The sequence below is a fragment of the Billgrantia sp. C5P2 genome (assembly GCF_051062895.2).
This window is the reverse complement of the sequence record NZ_CM128542.1, coordinates 2,856,546-2,874,911: the sequence shown is the minus strand read 5'-3', so window position 1 is coordinate 2,874,911 and position 18,366 is coordinate 2,856,546. Positions and strand designations below refer to the sequence as shown.

The 18,366-nt window shown below is 65.4% G+C and carries 15 protein-coding genes; 10 read left to right on the top strand and 5 right to left on the bottom strand.

Going from position 1 to position 18,366, the window contains the following annotated elements; genetic code table 11:
* Positions 1-277: 277 nt before the first annotated feature.
* From ACRWQA_RS13280 to ACRWQA_RS13270, 3 genes are all read left to right on the top strand, one after another.
* Entirely contained in the window at positions 278-1,027 is a 750-nt protein-coding gene (locus tag ACRWQA_RS13280) for an electron transfer flavoprotein subunit beta/FixA family protein (protein ID WP_263583429.1), read from the top strand.
* Positions 1,028-1,041: 14 nt separating this feature from the next.
* Positions 1,042-1,980, top strand: coding sequence for an electron transfer flavoprotein subunit alpha/FixB family protein (locus tag ACRWQA_RS13275; protein ID WP_446326185.1), 939 nt, complete (start codon positions 1,042-1,044; stop codon positions 1,978-1,980).
* 209 nt (positions 1,981-2,189) lie between these two features.
* Positions 2,190-2,801, top strand: coding sequence for a superoxide dismutase (locus ACRWQA_RS13270; RefSeq protein ID WP_263583431.1), 612 nt, complete (start codon positions 2,190-2,192; stop codon positions 2,799-2,801).
* A gap of 123 nt (positions 2,802-2,924) precedes the next feature.
* Here ACRWQA_RS13270 and ACRWQA_RS13265 read toward each other — a convergent pair whose 3' ends face one another.
* Positions 2,925-3,692, bottom strand: coding sequence for an ABC transporter ATP-binding protein (locus ACRWQA_RS13265; protein ID WP_263583432.1), 768 nt, complete (start codon positions 3,690-3,692; stop codon positions 2,925-2,927).
* An 84-nt stretch (positions 3,693-3,776) separates the two neighbouring features.
* Positions 3,777-4,181 (bottom strand): hypothetical protein, encoded by a 405-nt coding sequence (locus ACRWQA_RS13260; RefSeq protein WP_263583433.1) that lies wholly within the window; start codon positions 4,179-4,181, stop codon positions 3,777-3,779.
* Positions 4,182-4,404: 223 nt separating this feature from the next.
* Between ACRWQA_RS13260 and fhuB the strand changes: the two genes are divergently transcribed.
* The gene (gene fhuB, locus ACRWQA_RS13255; RefSeq protein WP_434231962.1) at positions 4,405-6,390 is read left to right on the top strand and encodes a Fe(3+)-hydroxamate ABC transporter permease FhuB; all 1,986 of its coding nucleotides are present in this window, start codon (positions 4,405-4,407) and stop codon (positions 6,388-6,390) included.
* Between the two features lie 28 nt (positions 6,391-6,418).
* Here fhuB and ACRWQA_RS13250 read toward each other — a convergent pair whose 3' ends face one another.
* From ACRWQA_RS13250 to ACRWQA_RS13240, 3 genes are read right to left on the bottom strand one after another with little or no spacing between them, the layout of a single operon-like run.
* Positions 6,419-7,285 carry an ABC transporter substrate-binding protein gene (locus ACRWQA_RS13250; RefSeq protein ID WP_263583435.1) on the bottom strand — a complete coding sequence of 289 codons (867 nt, stop codon included), beginning with the start codon at positions 7,283-7,285 and terminating at the stop codon, positions 6,419-6,421.
* 22 nt (positions 7,286-7,307) lie between these two features.
* On the bottom strand, positions 7,308-8,243 hold the full coding sequence (locus ACRWQA_RS13245; RefSeq protein ID WP_263583436.1) for a ferredoxin family protein: 936 nt from the start codon (positions 8,241-8,243) through the stop codon (positions 7,308-7,310).
* Complete coding sequence (locus ACRWQA_RS13240; RefSeq protein WP_263583437.1) at positions 8,240-9,082, bottom strand: ABC transporter ATP-binding protein; 843 nt, start codon at positions 9,080-9,082, stop codon at positions 8,240-8,242. The genes ACRWQA_RS13245 and ACRWQA_RS13240 overlap by 4 nt, the downstream gene beginning before the upstream one ends.
* Positions 9,083-9,264: 182 nt before the next feature.
* Between ACRWQA_RS13240 and ACRWQA_RS13235 the strand changes: the two genes are divergently transcribed.
* Genes ACRWQA_RS13235 through ACRWQA_RS13210 form a run of 6 tightly spaced genes read left to right on the top strand, consistent with a single transcriptional unit; the run spans position 9,265 to position 18,345 of the window.
* Positions 9,265-10,707 carry a DHA2 family efflux MFS transporter permease subunit gene (locus ACRWQA_RS13235; protein WP_263583438.1) on the top strand — a complete coding sequence of 481 codons (1,443 nt, stop codon included), beginning with the start codon at positions 9,265-9,267 and terminating at the stop codon, positions 10,705-10,707.
* A gap of 22 nt (positions 10,708-10,729) precedes the next feature.
* Positions 10,730-12,490, top strand: a complete 1,761-nt coding sequence (locus ACRWQA_RS13230) for an IucA/IucC family protein (RefSeq protein WP_263583439.1) — start codon at positions 10,730-10,732, stop codon at positions 12,488-12,490.
* A 4-nt stretch (positions 12,491-12,494) separates the two neighbouring features.
* The gene (locus ACRWQA_RS13225; protein WP_263583440.1) at positions 12,495-14,330 is read left to right on the top strand and encodes an IucA/IucC family protein; all 1,836 of its coding nucleotides are present in this window, start codon (positions 12,495-12,497) and stop codon (positions 14,328-14,330) included.
* Positions 14,331-14,339: 9 nt separating this feature from the next.
* The gene (locus ACRWQA_RS13220; protein WP_263583441.1) at positions 14,340-15,116 is read left to right on the top strand and encodes an HpcH/HpaI aldolase family protein; all 777 of its coding nucleotides are present in this window, start codon (positions 14,340-14,342) and stop codon (positions 15,114-15,116) included.
* On the top strand, positions 15,113-16,387 hold the full coding sequence (locus ACRWQA_RS13215; protein WP_263583442.1) for a type III PLP-dependent enzyme: 1,275 nt from the start codon (positions 15,113-15,115) through the stop codon (positions 16,385-16,387). Before ACRWQA_RS13220 ends, ACRWQA_RS13215 begins: the two co-directional genes overlap by 4 nt.
* Positions 16,384-18,345: an IucA/IucC family protein gene (locus tag ACRWQA_RS13210; protein ID WP_434231955.1), complete on the top strand. Its 1,962-nt coding sequence runs from the start codon at positions 16,384-16,386 to the stop codon at positions 18,343-18,345. Before ACRWQA_RS13215 ends, ACRWQA_RS13210 begins: the two co-directional genes overlap by 4 nt.
* The last annotated feature ends 21 nt before the right edge of the window (positions 18,346-18,366 follow it).

The window sequence follows — 18,366 nt, the reverse complement described above, 5'->3', positions numbered from 1 at the left end:
TTGCTTCTCGATATTCTACATGATAGGCATAATAAACGACTCAGGACACCCCTACGATGGCAATGTAGGATGACACCGCACTGCCGGGGGATTGTTGCCACCAGTCGGCCTGTGGCACATTGGCAAGGTTTTTTGGTTTGATGCCTATCAAACGCTTGCATGAAACGCATAAAGGAATACCAATCGGTTCTAAGGGATCGTTGACCTTCCTTGAAGGTGCCGGGCGTCAGCGAGTCCAAAACCAGACGGTTCACCCATCGAACCAAGCGAGGACACCATGAAAGTACTCGTCGCGGTCAAACGCGTCATCGACTACAACGTCAAGATCCGCGTCAAGGCGGATCACTCCGACGTCGACCTCACCAACGTCAAGATGGCCATGAACCCCTTCTGCGAGATCGCCGTGGAAGAGGCGGTGCGGCTGAAGGAGCGCGGCGTGGCCACCGAGGTCGTCGCCGTGACCGTCGGCCCCAAGGCCGCCCAGGAGCAGCTGCGCACCGCGCTGGCGCTGGGCGCCGACCGGGCGATTCATGTCGAGACCGAGGAGCGCGTCGAGTCGCTGGCCGCGGCCAAGCTGCTGGCCAAGGTGGTGGAAGAGGAGCAGCCCGGGCTGGTGATCCTCGGCAAGCAGGCCATCGACACCGACAACAACCAGACCGGCCAGATGCTGGCGGCCCTCGCCGGCCTGCCCCAGGGCACCTTCGCCTCCGAGGTCGTGGTCGACGGAGACAAGGTCCAGGTCACCCGCGAGATCGACGGCGGCCTGCAGACCGTCGAACTGACCCTGCCGGCCATCGTCACCACCGACCTGCGCTTGAACGAGCCGCGCTACGCCAAGCTGCCCGACATCATGAAGGCCAAGAAGAAGCCGCTCGACGTCAAGTCGCCAGCCGACCTCGGCGTCGACGTCGCCAGCAAGCTCACGCTGCTCAAGGTCGAATCGCCGGCCGAGCGCAAGGGCGGCATCAAGGTGGGCTCCGTCGACGAGCTCGTGGACAAACTCAAGAACGAAGCCAAAGTGCTTTGAAGGGAGCCGATTTCATGAGCATCCTGGTTTTAGCCGAACATCACGATGGCCAGCTCGCCGGCGCCACCGCCCACGTGGTCGCCGCGGCCCAGAAAGTGAAAGAGACCATCGGTGGTGACATCGACATCCTGGTCGCGGGCGAGAACGTCGGCGCCGTGGCCGACGCCGCGGCCAAGCTCGACGGCGTGAGCAAGGTCCGGGTGGCCGACCATGCCGTCTACGCCCACCAGCTGGCCGAGCCCCTGGGCGCGCTGCTGGTCGAGCTCGCCGGCGACTACAGCCACGTGCTCGCCGCTGCCTCCACCACCGGCAAGAACGTGCTGCCGCGCCTCGCCGCGCTGAAGGACGTCAGCCAGATCTCCGAGATCGTCGAAGTGGTCGACGCCGACACCTTCAAGCGCCCCATCTACGCCGGCAACGCCATCGCCACGGTCAAGAGCGCCGACAGCCTCAAGGTGATCACCGTGCGCAGCACCGGCTTCGATGCGGTGGGCGAAGGAAACAGTGCCGCCATCGAGAGCGTCGATACGGTCGTCGAGAACAGCCAGTCGACCTTCATCAAGCAGGAACTGGCCCAGAGCGACCGCCCCGAGCTGGCCGCCGCCAAGGTGGTGATCTCCGGCGGCCGCGGCATGGGCAGCGGCGAGAACTTCAAGCTGCTCGACGGCATTGCCGACAAGCTGGGTGCGGCCATCGGCGCCTCAAGAGCCGCGGTGGACGCCGGTTTCGTGCCCAACGACATGCAGGTGGGGCAGACCGGCAAGATCGTCGCCCCGGAGCTCTACATCGCCGTGGGCATCAGCGGGGCGATCCAGCACCTGGCCGGCATGAAGGACTCCAAGGTGATCGTGGCGATCAACAAGGACGAGGAGGCGCCGATCTTCCAGGTCGCCGACTATGGTCTCGTCGGCGACCTGTTCGAGATCCTGCCGGAGCTCGAGAGCAAGCTCTGACCTCGATCTCGTGACGCTCAACGAAGCCGGCTCCGCCAGGGGCCGGCTTCTTGTTGAGTGGCTGCTCCGTTCTGGGCGGAGGCCTACTGTGTGGTGTAGTGTGTCCATGCCTTGAGAAAAAGGAGTCTCGGGACGGTTGAAATTGCCGGTCGTCGACCGCACCTCATTGGATTGCAGCACAACCAAAGCCACCAAAGGAGATGATCAACATGGCACATACCCTCCCTGACCTGCCGTACGCCTACGATGCGCTCGAGCCGCACATCGATGCCATGACCATGGAGATCCACCACTCGCGTCACCACCAGACCTACGTCAACAACCTGAATGCCGCCCTGGAGGGAACGGGTCTGGAAGACATGCCGGTCGACGAGCTGCTCGCCAACCTCGACCGCGTGCCGGCGGACAAGCGTCAGGCAGTGATCAACAACGGCGGTGGCCACTCCAACCACACCATGTTCTGGCAGATGATGTCGCCCAACGGCGGTGGCCAGCCCAAGGGCAAGGTGGCCGAGGCCATTGACAGCGAGCTGGACGGCTTCGATGCCTTCAAGGATGCCTTCACCAAGGCGGCTCTGGGGCGCTTCGGCAGCGGCTGGGCCTGGCTCAGCGTCACCCCGGAGAAGAAGCTGGTGGTGGAGAACAGCCTCAACCAGGACAGCCCCATCTCCAACGGCAACACCCCGGTGCTGGGTCTGGACGTGTGGGAGCACGCCTACTACCTGAAGTTCCAGAACAAGCGTCCTGACTACATCGCTGAATTCTTCAACGTGATCGACTGGGACGAAGTGGAGCGCCGCTATCAGCAGGCGACTGCCTGATTCCAGCGTCACCACGCTTCAGCAATCGCCGCGGCCCTCGGGCTGCGGCGATTTCGTTTGGCCCATGCGATCCTCGGCCACATGGCTCGCCCGTGAGGCGGGTGGTCAGAGGTTGAGCTTGACTCAATGGGCGACGGCGATACGGTGCTGGCCGCTGGGGTGTGTCATGACCTGCATGGGCAGGCCGTAGATAGCCTCCAGGGTGGCATCGGTCATCATCTCCTCAGGGGAGCCGTGGGTCAGCACCCGGCCGCTGTGGAGCGCGAGCAGCTCATCGCAGTAGCGTGACGCCATGTTGATATCGTGAAGCACGATGATCACGCACAGCTTGAGCTCGTTGCACAGCTTGCGGATCAGCGCCAGCACTTCCATCTGATGAGCGATGTCGAGTGCCGCCAACGGTTCGTCGAGCAGCAGGAAGCGGCTCTCCTGGGCCAGCAACATGGCGAGCCAGACGCGTTGACGCTCACCACCGGAGAGAGTATCCACCAAGCGGTCGGCGAAGGCCTCGGTATGACTGAGTTCGATGGCACGCTCGATCGCTGCCTTGTCTTCGGCTGTTTGCCGACCCAGCAGGCCGTGCCAGGGGTAGCGGCCGAAGCCGATCAGCTCGCGCCCGGTCAGATTCTCGGCACTGGGGAGGTGCTGAGGCAGATAGGCGACGCGACGGGCGAACTCGCGCTGCCCCCAGTCGCTCAGGGGGCGGCCGTCGAGCAGAATTTTGCCTTGGCTCACCGACTGCTGCTGAGCGAGCAGCTTGATCAGTGTCGATTTGCCAGAGCCGTTATGTCCGATCAAACCGTAGACCTTGCCCTCCACGAAGCGGTGTTCGACGGGCTTCAGCAGCTGTCTGCCATCGACTTCGAAGGTGGCGCCCTTGACCTCGAACATATGGGATTCCTTGCAGGATATCGATTTCCACAGGTTAAACGAGAATCGTTGCTCTTTTCTACCGATCAGGTCGCCCGGCTGCGATTACCACCCTAGCCAGTTGCGCAGCCGCTGGGTGGGTGATGCTTCACGGTTGGCAGAGGCGCGACTGGCACTACCCGAGAGTTGTAGCGTGGCCTCCCTGAGCGGTGCGGTGATGGCTTCGAGATGGTGCTGGCAGAGCTGGCGGTCCAGGGCGGCGGGACATTGTGCCATCAGCAGGCCGCAGTGGTAGATCGCGGTGTCAAGCGGCTGGTAGACCTCCTTGAACGGAGCGGCTTCCCATCGGCAACGCTGCAGTTCGTTGAGAAGCATGCGCAGCATTTGTGCATCCAGCCAGCAGGGCGTGTCGTCTCGCTTGGGCGAGGTCGCTACCGAGTTCTGGATGGCTTGGAAGGAGACGTGCAGGAAAATGCAGGTGTAATACAGCTGGGAGCGTTCTGCGTTCATGGGGCACCAAAAAAATCTCAATGAGATTGATTTGCATTTTGTTTGGTGGATGTGGTTCTGTCAATGAAGAATCGAGGATTGGCAATTTTATTGATAATCGTTTTCAGATAAGATCGCGTCCAACGACACCTCTTCAAGAGTAAAGAGCCGAAAGCATGAGGGACGAATGCGTGCCGCAGAGGGTGCGGCCGAAGCCGGGTGCCGATCGACCGGAGGCTGTGGCATGACAGGTAACACGATGCGTGCAATGTCGCCGGCGCGTGCCTGTCTGCTGCTGAGCTTGCCCCTGCTGGCGCTGTTCTGGCTAGGGCTGCAGGGGCAAGGGGGGATTGAACTAGGAGTCAAGTCGCTAGCGGTGCCATCGTCACAGGATGTCAGTGTGCTGCTGCTTCATTACGCCTGGTGGCCGCGGCTCGTGGTTGCACTGTTGGCCGGTGCTGGCCTGGCGCTGGCCGGGGTGCTGATGCAGCAAGTGCTGCGTAATCCGCTGGCTTCACCCACGACGCTGGGAGTGGCATCGGGTGCCAACTTGGCGCTGATGGCAGCGACTCTGCTGGCCCCGGGTCTATTGGTCGTCGGGCGCGAGTGGGTCGCGCTGGCCGGTGGCGGGCTGGCGGTTGGGTTGGTGTTCATGCTGGCCTGGCGGCGTGGGCTTGCGCCCATCGTGGTGGTGCTGGCTGGGCTGGTGGTCAACCTTTACCTAGGGGCATTGACCACGGCCTTGCTGCTGTTCAATCACGAGGCATTGTCGGGCCTGCTGATCTGGGGGGCCGGTTCGCTGGCCCAGAACGGCTGGGACGGTGTGGCAACCCTCTGGCCGCGACTAGCCATCGCTGCGGTGGCAGCCTGGATCCTGCTGCGTCCGCTGGCGATACTTGAATTGGACGATGTCAGCGCCAAGAGCCTGGGCGTATCGCTCAAGTATCTGCGCTTCGCCGGCATGGGCCTGGCGGTCTTCACCACTGCCAGTATCGTCAGCGTAGTGGGAATCATCGGCTTCATCGGCCTGGCGGCGCCCAATATCGTGCGCCTGGCCGGGGCGCGGCGACTCGGCCAGCGCCTACTGTGGGGTACGCTGCTGGGTGCGGTGCTGCTGGCCACCACCGACCTGTTACTGCAGAACTTCTCGGGCGTGCTGCCGACACTGATTCCCACCGGTGCGGTGACCGGTGCCTTGGGCGCGCCGCTGCTGATGTGGCTGATACCCCGCCTGAAGCTGCAAGGCAACCGAGCTCCCCAGGCGGCTATCGTGCTGGTCAGCCGTCATCCCGCACCGGCTCGCCTGGCCTTTCGCCTGGCCATCGGACTGCTGCTGGCACTGGGACTCGGCCTGCTGCTGGGGCAAGGGGCGAATGGCTGGTACTGGCTGTCACCGGACAACTGGAGTGTCATGCAGTGGCGGATACCCCGGGTGATGGCGGCAGCGGCCAGCGGCTTGATGCTGGCGGTGGCCGGCACGCTGCTGCAGCGCCTCTCCGCCAACCCCATGGCCAGCCCGGAGGTATTGGGGATCAGCGGTGGCTGTGCCATCGCCTTGATCGTGGGGATCTTCCTGCTGCCGGCGCCGACAAGTGGGATGCTGGTCGGAATCGGTACACTGGGAGCCTTTGCCACCTTGCTGGTTCTGGTGGCGCTCAATCGGCGCAGCGGCTTCGTGCCCGAGCGTTTGCTGCTTACCGGGGTGGCGGTCAGCGCGCTGTTCGACGCCGTGCGCAGCGTGATGCTGGCCGGGGGCGACCCACGTGGGCAACAGGTGATCGCCTGGCTGGCGGGCTCGACCTATTACGTCGATCTCACCAGTGCATTGATCGTGGGAACGTTGGCGGCTCTGCTGGCGCTGTGTACGCTGCCCCTCACCCGCTGGCTCGACATCCTGCCGCTGGGAGCTGCTACTACCCGAGCCCTGGGCGTGGGACTCAACCGGGCTCGTCTGGTGATCCTGTTACTGGTAGCCCTGCTGACGGCCTGCGCCACCCTGGTGGTAGGGCCGCTCTCCTTCGTCGGGTTGCTTGCGCCACACATGGCCAGGCTGTTGGGCCTGTCGCGGGCGCATCATCACCTCATGGGAGCGGCACTGGTCGGCATGCTGCTGATGGTGCTGGCCGATTGGGTGGGGCGTCAGATTATTTTTCCCTATGAGATACCGGCGGGACTGGTTGCCTCGCTGATCGGCGGTGCCTATTTCATGTGGGGGCTGAGGCGATTGTGAAAAGAGAGTTGCGACAAGAATGTCAGCCCTAAGGCTGCACCAGTGCGGCCACCAGAAGCTCGGCGAAGCGCTGTGCCGAAGGCAGGGCGCCGAAGCTCCAAACCGGTGGCAGGGTGATCAAGCTGCCATCGCGCACGCTGGGGTGGTGCTGCCAGAGTGCGCTGTCGGCGAGTTTCTCCTCGGCGCCGACGGGGTAGGGTTCCACCACCACCAAGCGTGCCTCCAGTTCGAGCAGTTCTTCCAGACCGACCAACGAGAATCCCCAATAGTTGGTTTCTCCCTGCCAGGCGTTCTCCAGGCCCAGGCGATCCATGACGGCCTGGAACAGGCCATTTTCGCCGAAGACCCTTACATGCCGCTCGTCCATGAACTGCACGACCAGCAAGGGAAGTGCTTCCTTCGGCAGCGCTTGGTGCAGTGATTCGAAGCGCGCCTCGGTAGCCATGATTAGCGCCTCGGCTTCGCTCTGGCGATCGGTCGCCAGGCCAAGCTCCCGAGTCAGGATAAGGATCTGGCTCCAGGTATCTCCCTGCGGTGTATAGATCTCCCGGGTATCGACAGCTCCAATACGCTCAAGACGAGGTGCCAGATGCCCGAACATGGGGGAAATTAAGATGCTCTCCGGATCGAGGTGAGCGAGCAGCTCGACATTGGGCTGTGAGCGAAGCCCGATATCCGCGACGTTTGCAGGTAGGCGGGGTTCGCCGACCCAGCTGTGATAATCCTCTACCTGTGCGACGGCATCGGGGGGGGCGCCCAGGGCCACAAGCGTTTCGGCAAGAGTCCAGTCGAGCGTGGCCAGACCGTTACTGGTGGCCATGGATGGCGTGGCTGTCAGACATAACCAGCCGAGTATCCCGGCCAGCCGGCGCAATAGACAGAACGATTCGTACATGGTGAGACTCGAGAAATGGAGTTCAAGAAAGCGGCCTGGCCATCTCGATGGCCTCGACCTGTGTCGCTACCCACACTTGGCTCGCCGAGGGTGGGCCTGCGGCCAGGTCGGCACAGGTATCGTAGCGGCGCAGCATCCTCGGTCTGCAGCTCACCGCGAGCCGTCCCGAGGCGTGCGTGCTGCGCCAATTCACCTCCAGCCGCCAATGGCTCGACGCCTCGCCGCTCGATTGTTCGACTGACACGTTGCCATGGATGCCTCTGGCCGCCAGCCACTCCAGTGCCGCGACCTGGGCGCACTGCTGCACCGGGCTGAGGCGCGAGTCGCCGCGGTAGCAGGGCAGGTAAGGGCGGTCTGCCATCTCGCTTTCGAGCAGCGGCAGTACGTCTTCGTCGCCGATGCGGCCGTACTTGCGCAGGGCGGGAAAGACCACGGCACTGGCTGCCAAGCGGCAGCCACCCAAGTGGGTGCTCTCCCATACCTCGAAGGGCAGGGCACGCTCCGCTACTGCTGCGTCCAGGGCCTTGTAGGTGGCATAGCCGAACTTGGCGCAGCACTTGTCCTTCTTGCCATGGGTGCAGCAGAGCAGCAGCGGGCCGTCGGGCGGGGAGGCCTCCCAGTGCGCGAGCGGCTCGTTCCGCTCCAGCGCGGCCAGAAAAGCCGACAGTTGGTCGCGTGTCACTTCGAAACGGCGATTCTCCGGCATCAGGTAGAGGCAGTGGCGTGCACTGGGCTGGTCGCGCCGATGAATCAGGTTGACCCGTCGCCCCGCATCGGCAATGGCCTCGAGCCGTGTCGACACTTCATCACACATGTCGCTGGCCTGGCGCAGGCTGCGCTGCCATTTCGGCCGCGGCCAGCTGAGCAGCAGGTTGCGCTCGGCATGGGCGGCACTGCCCGCCAGCGGGTCGCCCTGCGCAAGGCTTTCCCGGGTACAGAAACGCTGGGTGGCACTCATGCCGACAGCTCCTCCTTGCGCCTGGCCGGGGCGGCGGGGCTGCCCAAGGCCGGAATGCAGACCGGCCGGCCGGTACTCGGAGCAGTGATCACCTCGGCATCGAGATCGAATACCTGCTTGAGGTTCGCCGCGGTGAAGACCGCCTCCGGGGGGCCGCTATGCTCGATGCGGCCGTCGCGCATCATCACCAGCACGTCGGCGTGGGCGGCGGCCAGGTTGAGATCGTGCAATACCACCAGCAGGGTTCGGCCACGTTCGTGGGCCAGCCGTACCAGCAGTTCCAGCAGGTCGACCTGGACCTTGAGATCGAGAAAGGTGGTTGGCTCATCGAGCAGGATGAGATCGGTATCCTGTGCCAGCACCATGGCGATCCAGCAGCGTTGGCGCTGGCCGCCGGAAAGGGCGTCCACCGGCCGCTCGGCAAAGTCCGCGACCCGCGCTACGGCCATGGCCTCCGTGACCGTCTCTTCGTCCTGCCTCGACCACTGCCGCCATAGCCGCTGGTGGGGGAAGCGCCCCATGCCGACCAGCTCACGTACCGTCATGCCCTCGGGTGCCGTGGGGCTCTGGGGCAGGATGCCCAGGCGGTGGGCGACTTCACGGGTGCGGTAGCGGTGTATCTCCTGGCCGTCGAGCAACACTCGGCCTTTTTGTGGCGTCAGCGTCCGGGCCAGGGTCTTGAGCAGCGTGGACTTGCCGCTGCCGTTGGGACCCAGCAGTACCGTGAGGCGGCCCTCGGCGACGCGAAAGTCAACGTTCTCGAGGACGCGACGATCCTCGTAGCCGGCGGTCAGGCCTTCGCCCAGCAGGCGGCAAGCTTGGGAACGAGAAGTGTTCATCGGCGATACCACAGCTTGAATGCAGCGACGAGTATAAGCGTTTCTCATTTCCGATGCGACGTATTACATATAATTACCAAATGCTTTTGATAACTATTTGTATTTAAGAATTGGCTGTGACAACCTTGGGGCATCGTCCAGGTTCGTCCCCATGCCACTCATGGGGCGTAGGGAAGAAAGGAATGCCATCCAGGGATAGTGCCGCGCGTCGAGTGCTTGTCACCGTGCTGCTGGGAACCTTCACCGTCAGTCTCAACAACAGCGCCTTGAATCTGGCGATTCCCGAGTTGATGCGGGTATTCGACGCCGCCGCCATCCAGGTGAGCTGGGTCATGACCCTGTTCCTGGTGGCGATGGGAATGACCATGCCGCTGACCGGATTTCTTGCCAAGCGCTGGGGCGCGCGGCGCTTCTACCTGCTGGGGCTGTGGCTGTTCCTGTTCGCTTCCCTGCAGGGGGCGCTGGCGACGGGCCTGGCCTGGGTGCTGGCGGCGCGAGCCCTGCAGGGCATGGCCGCCGGCCTGATGATACCGCTCTCGCTGCCGTTGATCTTTGCCGCCTGGCCTGCCGAACGGCGGGGGCGGGTGGTAGGGGTCTGGGGGTTCGCCGTGATGATCGCGCCGGCCATAGGGCCCAGCGTCGGTGGGCTGCTGCTGGAAGTGAGTTCCTGGCAGGCCCTGTTCCTGATGAACTTGCCCGTCGCCGTCCTGGCTTTGGCGGGCGCTCATTTTTGCCTCGAAGAGGGCGAACGCGACCGCGAGCGTCGCTTCGACCTGCCCGGCTTCGTGCTGGTGACCCTGGGAGCGGGCGGGGTGCTTGTCGCCCTGGCCGGCATGGCGTCGCCTGCCGATCTCCTCGACGCCGCCCATTGGGGGCCGCTGGGTCTCGGAGTGGCGTTGCTGGTCGCCTTCGTCAGGGTCGAACGACGTGCCTCGCAACCGCTGCTCGAACTCCGCCTGTTTGCCATCTCTCCTTTCCGCGCCAGCGTGCTCATCGCCTGCGCTCAGGCCGTTTCTACCTTCGGGTGCCTGCTGTTGATTCCGATCTGGATGCAGCGTGTCCAGGGCTACGACGCCCTGACTACCGGCCTGATGTTCCTGCCCACGGCGCTGATGGCGGCTATCTGCTCGCCCTGGGCCGGGCGCCTGGTCGATGGCCGTTGGGCGCGCCAGGTGGTAACTGGCGGCCTGGTGGTGTCGGCGGTAGCGCTGGCAGGCCTCGCCGCGCTGGGCAATGAGGCGCCCCTCTGGCTGATCGGCGTGTTGATGGCGGCACGCGGGGCCGGGCTTGGCTTCGGCTACCTGCCGGCAACCACGATCGGGCTCAACGCCGTGGGGGACGCTCGTGTTGCCCAGGCCTCGGCAATGAACAACCTGGCCCGGCGGCTCGCTTCGGCGTTGGGTGTCGCCATCCTGGCCCTGCATCACGACCTGCGTACATTGCAACTCGCCGCCGAGGGGGCCGCTGCCGAAGCGGCCGCCCTGGTGGCGTTGGGCGAGGCCTTTCTCGTCCTGGCTGCCCTGCTTCTCGTGGCGACGCCCCTGGCGTTGTCGCTTCCCTCCACCCGCCATGAGGTAACGCCAGCTCATGATCCATGTAGAGCTACCCAGATTTCCCGCAAGTGAGCGGGAGGCCAGCCAGGCCACGATGCCGACTCCACACGCGAGCTGTCCCTCTTATGGCAGCCATCTTCAGGCCAAGGAGACCACCCTGCGTGCGCTGCTCAACAGCTACCTGCGTGAGACGGGATGCCACGATCCGCGTCATGACGAGACCGGCCTGGGGGCATCGCTGCTCGACGTCGGTGAGCCCTTTCGCGTGAGGTTGCCCGCAGGTGAGCTGATCGGCACGCTGCGCGATTTCTCCCTGTCGGGACAGCATCGCTATGGTGCGGCCTTCTACCTGCACGACGATCAGGGGAGGGTGGTGCCTCTCGACATGCAGGACATCATTCAGCGGCTGCTGGAATCGCTGAGTGAGCCGGCGGTCGACAATACCCACGAGCTGCGGCTGTGGGACATGCGCGACAAGATCAACAACAGCTTTACCCGGATGGCGGCGCATCTCGACGACTTCCATCACCGTCAGGGCAGTGCGCCGGCGGAGGCATTGGATTTCATCGCCGCCGAACAGTCGCTCTACCTAGGCCACCCGTTCCATCCCTTCCCCAAGTGCTCCCAGGGCGTGGAGCGACGCGCCTTCGACGACTACAGCCCGGAGCGCGGTGCCCGCTTCCAGCTGCACTACCTGGCCGTGCGCCGCGACCTGCTGGTGGAGGCATGGCTCGATGGGCCCGACGACGGAATGGCGGATGAGGTGCTGGAAGCGGCCCGGCAACGGCTCGGTGAGCGCCACGCCGACTATGTCCTGCTCCCCATGCATCCCTGGCAGGCGGGTTACCTGCTGGGTCAGCCGGATGTTCGCCTGCTGCTGGAGGAGGGGCTGCTCGTCGACCTCGGCGCTCAAGGGCCGCTGGCCTATCCCACCTCCTCGGTGCGTTCGGTGTGGGTGCCGGAGACCGGCCAAGGCTACAAGCTGCCACTACAGGTACGCATCACCAATCTGATCCGTGAGAACACATTGGAGCAGTCGCGCCGTACGCTGGACGCCGCGCGGCTCATTCATCGTCTTCGCGATGAGCTGGAGAGCGACGCCTTCCAGGTGGTGATGGAGACCGGCTATCGCACCCTGGACCCGGGGCATCCGGCGCTGGACAGCCATCGCGCTGCTGCCTTCACGGTGATCTATCGGCCCATGCCGGTCGAGGCACAGCATGCCTGCGTGCTCGCCTCACTGCTGGAACCCTACCCCGGCGAGGCGGAGCCCAAGCTGATAGCGGCGATTCGCCAGGGGGCAGGCGGCGAGGTGGACCTGAAGCGCTGGTTCGCGGCCTATCTGGAGGTCTCGCTGGTACCGATTCTCGAGATTCTGGCGCGCACCGGCGTCAGCTTCGAGGCTCATCTGCAGAACAGTCTGCTGCGGCTGGAGCGGGGCTGGCCCTCCACGCTCTACGTACGCGACCTGGAGGGTGTGAGCCTGGACCGCGAGCGGGTCACCCGCCTGCCGGTGTGGCCTTCGCTCGGCATCGCGACGGACAGCCCGCTGCTCTACTCGCCGGAGGTCGCCTGGCGGCGCACGCAGTACTACTTCTTCGTCAATCATCTTGGAGGCGTGGTAAACGCCTTGGCAACTCACCTTGGCGTCGACGAGGGGCGCTTCTGGCGTCAGGTGGGCGACTGCCTGGAGCGACTGCGCGAAGCGGGGGACTCACGCCTTGCGGCTTACGCCGAAGACCTGCTTCAGGCAGACCACTGGCCGGCCAAGGCCAATCTGCTCAGCTGCTTCCGGCAGCGGGGTGCAAGTCCGCTGTTCGTCGATATCGTCAACCCCATCAAGCGAGTTGGATGACCACATGGAAGCGACCCTACGATCCCCGCAAACGAGCTTCGACCTCGGGCAACTCCCCTCGTCGCCGGAGTACGTGCGCGTGCAGCAGCGGGTGCTGCGCCAGTTCATCCAGGGCTTGCTGTTCGAAGCGGTCCTGCCAGCCGTCGAGGAGGCAACCGGGCCTGGTGAGCAGTGCGCCTTCTCGCTGACGGGGCGTGACGTCCAGGGGCGTGAGGTGAGCTATACCGCCTGGGGCGCGCGCAAGGCCAGCTTCGGTAGGGTGCGCCTGGCGCTGCGGCCCGTTCAGCGCCGCGATGCGGACGACCATCGGCAGGAGGCGACCCTGGCCGGCTTCATGGCCGAGGTGATGGCTACGGTGGTTCCCGCAGAGCGCCTGCCCTACCTGCTGGAAGAGCTGCAGCAGACCCTGCTCAAGGATGCCCAGTCGCGGATATTGAGCGGCATGCCGACCAGCCCCGACCTTGCGTGGGACCATGATGCCTGGGAAGGGTGGCTGCAGGAGGGCCATCCCTATCATCCGAGCTACAAGTCCCGGCTCGGTTTCACGCTTGCCGACAACGCGGCCTATGGCCCCGAGTTCCGCCAGGACGTCCGGCCGGTCTGGCTGGCCGTGGCCCGTGAGCATTGCCGGGTCTCGCTATCGGCTTCGCTGAACCTCGGTGCCTTCTTGCGAGAGGAGCTGGGCGAGGCGACGCTGGCGCGCTTTCGGCGCCTGCTCGTCGCGTCGGCACGGCGCCCGCAGGACTACGTGTTCCTGCCGGTGCATCCCTGGCAGTGGAGCCACGTCATCCTGCCCACCTTCCAGGCCGAGCTGGCCGCTGGGCGGCTCTGCTACCTGGGCACGGGCGACGACGCCTACCTGGCCCAGCAGTCGATCCGCACCCTGGCCAATACCAGCCGGCCCCGGCGGGCCAACCTCAAGCTCGCGTTGAGCATCGTCAACACCTCCACCAGCCGTATCCTGGCTGCCCATACCGTGGAGAACAGCGCGCGCATCAGCGATTGGTTGCATGACCTGGTGACGCGTGACGAAGCGGCGCGCGAGTGCGGCGTCGTCATTCTGCGTGAGGTGTTGGGGGTGGCCTATGACGCCTCGCGCCTGGCCGAGCCTCAGCGCAGCCTGGCCTACGGTACCCTGGGCGCCGTGTGGCGCGAGAGCCTGCACCGTTACCTGTATCCGGGCGAGCGCGCGCTGGCCTTCAACGGCCTGACCCAGCTCGCCGCCTCGGGGACACCGATGCTCGACGGCTGGGTACGGCACCATGGCGTGGCGGCCTGGGCCCGGCGGCTGCTCGAGGTCACGGTGACGCCGCTGATTCACCTGCTCTACGCCCACGGTATCGGCCTGGAGTCTCATGGCCAGAACATTCTGCTGATCCATCGCGACGGCTGGCCCGAGCGCATCGCGCTCAAGGACTTCCACGACGGGGTGCGCTACAGCCCGGCGCTGCTGGCCGAGCCCGAACGCGCGCCCTGCCTGGTGCCGGAGCCGGCCAGCCACGCTGCCGTCAATCGCAACTCCTACATCCAGACAGAAAGTGCCGACGAGGTGCGCGACTTCACCTACGACGCCTTCGTCTTCATAGCCCTCACCGAGCTCTGCCTGTGCCTGGAGCAGCACTACGACCTGCCGGAGGCCAGCTTCTGGGAGATGACCGCGGAAGTCATCCGGGATTACCAGACCGCGCATCCCGCGCTGGAGCCGCGCTTCGCTTTGTTCGATCTCTTCGCGCCCACGGTGAGCATCGAGGAATTGACCAAGCGTCGGTTGTTCGGCGACGCCGAGAAGCGCTTCGCCACCCGTGACAACCCGCTGTATCCCTACCGGCCAGGCGCCTGAGGAGAGCCGATGTTGACGCCCAATGAACTCAAGCGGCGGCTGGCGCGAGGCGAGACGGTGCTTGGCCTATTCGCCTCGATCCCCACGGCGGTGACCGTCGAGATGATCGGCCAGGCCGGCTTCGATTTCGTCATCCTCGATACCGAGCACACCCTGGTGAACCCCGAGACCCTGGAGCACATGCTGCGCGCCGCGGAACTCGCCGGGCTCACCGCGCTGGTGCGGGTGTCGCGCCCCGATCCGGGCATCGTGGTGCCGCTGCTCGATGGCGGCGCCCGGGGGATCGTGCTGGCCGACGTGCGCGGCCCCGAACCCCTGCAGGCGCTGAACGAATGCCTGCGCTTCCATCCACTGGGGCGGCGCGGCATGAACAGTGGCCGCCCGGGGCGCTTCGGTGCCGACGACCTGGTCGACTACCTGCAACGGGCCAATGACGAGCTGATGCTGGTGCCGATGATCGAGAGCCTGGAAGGGGTGGAGAACCTCGAGGCCATCCTGCAGGTACCCGGGGTGGACATGGTACTCGAGGGTGCGGCAGACCTGTCGCAGTCGCTGGGCCTGCCCTGGCAGACCGAGGCGCCGGAGGTACGCGAGGCGCTGGACCTTATCCAAGCGGCCTGTCGCTGCGCCGAGGTGCCGTTCTGCGCGATCCCTCGCAGTGCCGCGCGGCGCGACTACTGGCGCGAGCGGGGCGTGCACGCCTTTGTGTTGGGCGACGAACGCGGCACGGCCTTTCGTGCCCTGCAAGCAAAGCTGGCCCCCTATCGTGAGGAGACGAGCCCATGACCAGCGTGGCCAAGATCCTGCCCCGGGCGCCCTGGAGCCCGCCCTCGTCGGCGGTCAGGCGTTGCCTGGCGGCACTCGGCGAGCCGGCTCCCGTCGGTACGCGCGAACCTGTCTGTGCCTTTGTCTACGACCTGGCGGCGCTGCGCGAGCACGTCAGCGCCATGCTGGCGGACCTGCCGCAGCCCTGCCGGCTCTATTACGCCGTCAAGGCCAATCCCGACCGGCGCCTGATCGAAACCCTGGCGCCCCTGGTGGCGGGGTTCGAAGCCGCCTCGATCGGCGAGATTCGCCGTATCCGCGAGGTCAGTGACTCGGCGCCGGTGATCTTCGGCGGCCCCGGCAAGAAGGATGCAGAGCTCGAGGAGGCACTCACCCTCGGCGTGGAGCGCATTCACGTCGAGAGTTTGCACGAACTGCGCCGGCTCAATCTTATTGCCGAGCGACGCGGCAGGGTGGTGCCGATCCTGCTGCGGGTGAACCTGCACGACGCACTGCCCGAGGCCACCGTCACCATGGCCGGGCGGGCCACCCAGTTCGGCATCGATGAGCCGCAGGTGGAGGAGGCGATCGAGGCGGCCCGGCGCAGCCCGGGGCTGCGGCTCGACGGCTTCCATATGCATTCGATCTCCAACAATCTCGATGCTCGCCTGCATGCGCGGCTGGTAGCCACCTACCTGGCGCGAGTGCGCGCCTGGGCCGAACGCTTCGACCTGAAGATACGCTGCGTCGATGCCGGCGGCGGCTTTGGCGTCTCCTACGACGAGCGCCCGGACTTCGACTGGGCGGCCTTCGTCGACGCACTGCGCCCACTGTTCGCCGCCGACCCGCTGCCCGGGGCGGAACTGCTGTTCGAGCCGGGGCGCTACATCGCTGCCTTCTGCGGCTACTACGTTGCCGAAGTCATCGATCTCAAGCAGAGCCATGGGCGCCACTTCGCCATCCTGCGTGGCGGCACTCATCACTTCCGCTTGCCCGCTTCCTGGCAGCACGACCATCCCTTCGAGGTGCTGCCACGCCAGCTGTGGCCCTATCCCTTCCCACGTCCTGAGCTCAATGCCCAGCGCGTGACCCTGGCCGGCGAACTGTGCACGCCGAAGGACGTGCTGGCCCGGGAAGTGACTGTGCCACGGCTGAGGGTCGCCGATCTGGTGCTCTTCCACCGTGCCGGCGCCTACGGCTGGACCATCTCCCATCACGATTTCCTGGGCCACCCCCATCCCCGGCATCTCTACCTCGACGATTGCCACGACGACAAGGAGCTTGTCCGATGACTGCGTTTTCTTCACCGACCGATGCGGATTTGGCCGAGGCAGGGCGCCTTGCCGAGGCGCGCCTGCTGGGCGATCTCGTCGACACGCTGCTGGCCGAAGGCTTTCTTGACGACCAGGACGTCGATTGGCCGGCGTCCGATACGCTGCCTGACGCCCTGGCCTGGCCGCGAGGGGTACAGTGTCTGCGCTGGTGGACGGCGCGCGAGACGGGGGAGGCGGTGCTGATTCCGCTGCGTGGCGCGATACTGCCGCCGCACCGGCATGTCGCGACAGCCGGTGTGTTCGCGGCGAGCTACCGTGACGATGGCACCCTCGCCACCTGGTGGCGCCTGGCGCCGGCCGAGCTGCTCGAGCTCGTGGTGAAGCACTGCCTGAACGACGCTCAGCGCCAACAGCCGGGGGTGGCCAACGTTCGCCGGCTGTTGCTCACCACCCTGTGGCAGACCCGCCAGTCCATCGCCGAGGCGGCGCCGCTGGACATGCCGCAGAGGCACACCGCGGCAGCGAGCCTGCGCACCCTCGAGCGTCGTGCCGCTCTACGCGATCGACCCTTCCATCCGCTGGCCAAGGCCAAGGAGGGGCTGGATGAGGAAGGGCATCGCCACTATGCGGCGGAGTTTGCACAGACCATCCGCATGCGCTGGCTGGCCATGCGGCGAGACTGCCTGACAGCCGGAAGCGGGGCGGCGCCCGGGGCCCTGGAACCGACGGATATGCTGCTGAATGTCGCTGAGCGCAGCAAGCTGGAAGAGGAGATGGAAAGGCGCGGCCTGGACCCTCACCGTTACATGGCGCTGCCGGTGCATCCCTGGCAATTCGAGCACGGCTTGCCACGTCATCTCGCTGCCATGCTGGAGGCAGGGGAGGGAGTGGCACTGACGACGGCCGTCGGCGACTACACGGCAACTTCCTCGCTGCGCTCGCTGTCGCCGCTGGACGAGAGCCGCTTCCACCTCAAGCTGCCGATGGCGGTTTTCTCGCTGGGGGCCGCTCGCTACCTGCCGGCGGTCAAGCTGATCAACGGCGAGCGAGGCCAGACGCTGCTCGAGCAGGCCAAGGCACGGGATCCGGAGCTCCAGGCACGGCTGTACCTGTGCGACGAGCGCCGTTGGTGGTCCTACCTGCCGCAGGGTAGCGGGCTGTTCGACGACCCACCCCGCCACTTGGGGGCACTGGCACGGGAGTATCCGGCGGCTCTACTGGATGACCCCTCGGTGCGCCTGGTGCCGATGGCGGCGCTGGGCGTATCGAGCGTCCAGATGGCGAGTGCCGGCGAGCACCCCTTCGACCCCTTGCGGCAACTGCGTGGCTGGAGCGACACCGAGGCGGCAGCGATAGCACTGTTCGGCGATGTGTGCGACACCTTCTTCGATATCGCACTGCGCCTCTATCGCCTGGGGTTGATGCCCGAGATCCATGGCCAGAACGCTGTGTTGGTATGCCGCGATGGTCGCTTCGACGGGCTGTTGCTGCGCGATCACGACTCGGTGCGCCTGCATCGTCCGTGGCTCGACCGCCATGGCATTGATGACCCTCGATATCACATTCGCCCGGGCTACTCGAACAGCCTCTACAACGAGACGTCGGAGGACCTGCTGTTCTATCTCCAGACCCTGGGCGTGCAGGTCAACCTGATGGCCATCGTCGAGAGCCTGACACGGCACCATGCACACCTTGGCTTGGCAGAGGCGCGGCTATGGCAGGAGATGCGCGCTCGCCTGGAAGCGCGGATAGCGGCGCTGCCGTTCGACGACGAGCAGCGGCGTACCCTGCACGCCGTATTGTTCGAAGCGCCGCGCTGGCCGTTGAAGTGTGTGCTGCGACCGCTGTTCGAACAGCAGGGGGTGCCAGGCAGCATGCCATCGGGCAAGTCGAGCCTGCCCAACCCGTTCCACATCTTGGAATTGCACAGGCAGGAGCGGGACGTCACGTGCGTTGTCGATGCCGAACCTGTATAAAGGTCGCCGACTCCGGTAACG